A 3,990-nucleotide genomic window follows, 5' to 3' on the forward strand; every position below is an offset into this window, starting at 1 on the left:
GCGGTGTTGGCTTTTTGGGTTCCCCTTGGTTGTTTTGTTAGGGGTGGTGGTTTGGGTGGGGTCCGGCGGGGGGGGGGGGCTGTTTTCCAGCTGCACCGGCCGGCGACTATGCGAGGGCTATTCGACCGATACTGATCATCTCTTTTCGCCCGGTGATCATCTCTTTCGTACGACGACGAAGTCGGCCAGCGCCGTGAACTGCGCCCGCACCCGCTCGGGCATGTCGACGGCATCGAGGGCCTCGACGGCGATGGTGTGCTGCCGGCGCGCCTCCTCGGCGGTCCACTCCCGGCCGCCCGCCTCCTCAATGAGGGCGGCACGGGCCGCGAACTCCTCCTCGGAGAAGTTCTCGAAGTCGCTGCTCTTGGCGTCGGCGGCGAGGATCTCGCCGAGCCGCTCGGAGGCGGGGCCACCCGCCGCGAGCGCGGCCACGACCGGCAGGGACTTCTTGCGCTGGCGCAGATCGCTCCAGGTCTGCTTGCCGGTGGAGACCGGGTCGCCCCAGATGCCGAGCAGGTCGTCGACGGCCTGGAAGGCGAGGCCCAGGTGGTAGCCGTACTTCTCCAGGGTGTCGGCGGTGCGGTCGTCCGCACCGGCCAGCACCGCGCCGATGGAGCTGGCGCAGGCGATCAGGGCGCCGGTCTTGTTGCCCTCCATCTCCAGGCACTCCTCGACGCTGACGCGGTCGCGGTGCTCGTAGGAGATGTCCTGCGCCTGCCCGTCGATGAGGGCGCGGGTGGCGGTGGTCAGACGGCGGGTGGCGCGGCCCGCCTCGACGGTGCCGAGCTCCAGCAGCAGCTCGTTGGCCAGCGCGAACATGGCGTCGCCGACGAGGATCGCCTGGGCGGGGCCGTGCACCTTCCAGACCGTGTCGCGGTGCCGGCGCTGCTCGTCGCCGTCCATCAGGTCGTCGTGCAGCAGGGAGAAGTTGTGGACCAGTTCGACGGCCACGGCGCCGGGGATGCCGACCTCGGGCGCGGCACCGGTGACCTCGGCGGAGAGCACGGCGAGGGCGGGGCGTACGGCCTTGCCGCCGTCGCCCGCCGTGGGGTTGCCGTCGGCGTCGATCCAGCCGAAGTGGTAGGCGGAAACGGTGTCCATGGGAGGGGCCAGGCGGTCGACGGCCGCCCGCAGTACCGGTGTGGCCAGGGACCTACCGCGCTCCAGGAGCGCGGCCACGTCCGCCGCGGTCTCATGAGCGGCCTTCGAGGCCGGGGGCACAGTGGGCACAGTCTCTCCTCTTGTTGCGCTACCGGGGGTGCGGGGGCCTGCCGCCTGGCGCTCGTTCAGCATCACGCCGCCTCCTCGACGTTGAAGAGGTGGCTGGGGCGGGGCCGGCCCAGGGCGCCCAGCGCGGCGCCGGCCGCACTCACGCCACTGCGGACCGCACTCTCCATGGTCGCGGGCCACCCTGTGGCGGTCCACGCTCCGGCCAGATAGAGACCGGGGGCCTTGGTACGGGCGCCGGGCCGCAGCCGTCCGACGCCGGGGGTGGGAGCGAAGGTCGCCGTGCGCTCCCGGGTCACGAAGAAGTCCTTCACTTCCGCACCGCGCGCCCTGGGCAACAGCCGCTCCAGCTCCGGCAGATACCGCTCACGCAGGGCGGCGACGGGCTCGTCGATCTCGTCCTGCGCGGCCGACTGGGACAGGGCGAGGTACTGACCGCTCCGGAGCCCGGAGGCCTCGGTGCGGTCGAACACCCACTGGACCGGGGTGCCGAGGGCCGCGAAGAACGGCCTGGTGAGCACCTTTCGGTCATAGACGACATGGACGTTGAGGATCGGCGCGGTGTCGATCTCCAGCAGGTTCTGCGGTGCGTCGAGGGCGCCCTCGGGCAGCAGGTCGTACGCCTCGCGCTGGGGGACGGCGAGCACGACCGAGTCCGCCCGGAGCGTCTCGCCGGGAACCTGGACGGCCCAACGTCCGTTCTCGTCAGTGGAGATGGAGGTGACGCGTGTACGGACCTCGATACGAACGCCCGCCGAGTCGAGCGCCTTGCGGGCCAGCCGGTCATGCAGATCGCCCAGCGGGACGTGCGCCCAGCCGATGTCGGCCGCGCCCGGCTCGGACAGCAGACCGGTCTTGAACACCATCGCGGCGAGCCCCAGTGAGGCGTCGCCCGCGACCGCGTTGAGGGTGGCGACCCCGACCAGGTCCCACAGGGCCTCGACGGCACGCGCCGACTGACCGTGCGCGGCCAGCCAGCCGCCGAAGTCCTGGGTGTCCAGGGTCGGATCGGCGAGGTCGAGCCCCTTGAGCGCGAGCGCGGCCCGCCCGACCTTGGCGCGCTCGGCCAGGGACAGATGCGGATAGGTCGCGAGGCTCCGGCCCAGGTGCAGGGGCACGGGCAGCGCGTCGCGCCGCAGCCTGCCGAGCCGCCGTCCCTCGGGCCTCGCGACGTCGAGTACGGGCACGTCGAGACGATCCTGCAGCGGCGCCAGCGCCGTTCCCTCGATGCGGTCGAGGAACCAGCGGTAGGCGGTGCAGCAGCGCAGGTACACGTGCTGTCCGTTGTCGACGGTGAGGTCGCCGCGCTGGAAGGAGAAGGCCAGGCCACCGAGCCTCGGCCTGCCCTCGATCAGGGTGACGCGCACTCCGGCGTCGGCGAGCGCGAGCGCGGCGGTGATACCGGCGAGCCCGCCGCCGACCACCACGGCGTCCCTCCCCGGGCGTTGCGGGATGTCCGCGAGCGACCCCTGCGGCCGCGTGCCGTCGGTCATCGTGCACCCTCCCCTGCGCGACCGCTGTACCGGTGCTCGAACACCGGACGGCCGGTCGTCTCAGTCAGGGACGCCGCCCGGCAGCGGAGGGTTGCCCGCCACTTTTCGCCGGTGGCATCACCTTGGACCGGAATGTCCATCAGGCGCGCCTCCTGACGGTCCGTCGGGTCACATGCCGGGCGTCCAGACCGGACAGGCCGCGCACGGCGACGTACGCCTTCTCGCGCCCGGGCAGGGAGACCCGGCCGCGCAGCACGGCCTCGGGGTCGCGCTCGATGCGGTCGAGGAGGCGGCGGTAGATGCCGGCCATGGCGGCGACACAGGCGCCGCTGCGCCGGTCGAGCATGGGGAGCAGCCGGTAGCCCTCGGCGAAAAGAGCGCGGGCCCGACGCACTTCGAAGTGCACGAGGCCCGCGAAGTCGGAGCCCTCCGGTGGTGTCGGCCCGCTGAAGCCGGCCGAGCAGCCGAACTTGGCGAGGTCGTCCGAGGGCAGATAGGTACGCCCGCCTTCGCCGTCCTCGCGAACGTCCCGCAGGATGTTGGTGAGTTGCAGCGCGAGCCCGAGGGTGTCGGCGTACTCCGGGGCGCGCTCGGCGCCACGCGCTGCGGGTTCGGTGCCGAAGACGCCCAGCGAGAGCCGCCCGATCGCGCCCGCGACACAGCGGCAGTAGACCTTCAGGTCGTCCCAGGTCTCGTAGGTCTCGCCGCGTACGTCCATCAGGACGCCGTCGATGAGTTCGTCGAGGCCGCCGAGCGGGATCGGGAAGGTGTCGGCGGCGTGGGCGAGGGCGACGGCCACGGGGTCGGTGTCGTCCTCGTCGACCGCGCGGTCGCGGATCCGGGTCAGCAGCTCCCGGGTGTCCTCAAGTCTGGCGACCTTGACGTCGCCGGTCAGGGCGCCGTCACCGATGTCGTCGACGCGGCGGGAGAACGCGTACAGCGCCGACATCGCGCGGCGCTTGGCCGTGGGCAGCAGTCGGATGCCGTAGGCGAAGTTACGGGCCTGCTGTCCGGTGACGGCCTCGCAGTAGCTGTAGGCGGCGAGTACCGGTGCGGACACGTGTGGTGCAGACTCCACGGTCCGGATCACCCCTTTCCTCGCAGAGTCACGCCCACCTCACGCAGCAGCTGCAGCTTGCTGGCCTTGGGCGGGCCGGGAAGTACGTCGTATTCGGCGGGGGGGGGGGGGCGCCCCCCCCCCCCGCCCCCCCCCCCCCCCCCACCCCGCCCCCGCCGCCCCCAGCCGCGGGGGCGAGCCCCCCCCGCGGGG

4 protein-coding genes are annotated in these 3,990 nt (G+C 72.5%); all 4 read right to left on the minus strand.

Features of this window, described 5'->3' with window-relative positions; translation table 11 throughout:
• Positions 1 to 156: 156 nt before the first annotated feature.
• The 4 genes from ACFWYS_RS46470 to hpnD are packed head-to-tail and all read right to left on the minus strand — an operon-like array spanning position 157 to position 3,810.
• The gene (locus tag ACFWYS_RS46470; RefSeq protein WP_384783148.1) at positions 157 to 1,293 is read right to left on the minus strand and encodes a polyprenyl synthetase family protein; all 1,137 of its coding nucleotides are present in this window, start codon (positions 1,291 to 1,293) and stop codon (positions 157 to 159) included.
• Positions 1,293 to 2,720 carry a hydroxysqualene dehydroxylase HpnE gene (gene hpnE / locus ACFWYS_RS46475; RefSeq protein WP_384783151.1) on the minus strand — a complete coding sequence of 476 codons (1,428 nt, stop codon included), beginning with the start codon at positions 2,718 to 2,720 and terminating at the stop codon, positions 1,293 to 1,295. The genes ACFWYS_RS46470 and hpnE overlap by 1 nt, the downstream gene beginning before the upstream one ends.
• Positions 2,717 to 2,860, minus strand: coding sequence for a DUF6380 family protein (locus ACFWYS_RS46480; RefSeq protein ID WP_384783154.1), 144 nt, complete (start codon positions 2,858 to 2,860; stop codon positions 2,717 to 2,719). Before ACFWYS_RS46480 ends, hpnE begins: the two co-directional genes overlap by 4 nt.
• Positions 2,860 to 3,810, minus strand: coding sequence for a presqualene diphosphate synthase HpnD (gene hpnD, locus ACFWYS_RS46485; RefSeq protein ID WP_384783157.1), 951 nt, complete (start codon positions 3,808 to 3,810; stop codon positions 2,860 to 2,862). The genes ACFWYS_RS46480 and hpnD overlap by 1 nt, the downstream gene beginning before the upstream one ends.
• Between the last annotated feature and the right edge of the window lie 180 nt (positions 3,811 to 3,990).

The organism is Streptomyces sp. NPDC059010 (assembly GCF_042740355.1).
In the GTDB taxonomy this organism is placed as follows: domain Bacteria; phylum Actinomycetota; class Actinomycetes; order Streptomycetales; family Streptomycetaceae; genus Streptomyces.

Excerpts from the sequence above, each read along its gene's own strand:
- ACFWYS_RS46470 (WP_384783148.1), bottom strand. The coding sequence starts at position 1,293 with ATGCTGAACGAGCGCCAGGCGGCAGGCCCCCGCACCCCCGGTAGCGCA.
- hpnE (WP_384783151.1), bottom strand. The coding sequence starts at position 2,720 with ATGACCGACGGCACGCGGCCGCAGGGGTCGCTCGCGGACATCCCGCAA.
- ACFWYS_RS46480 (WP_384783154.1), bottom strand. The coding sequence starts at position 2,860 with ATGGACATTCCGGTCCAAGGTGATGCCACCGGCGAAAAGTGGCGGGCA.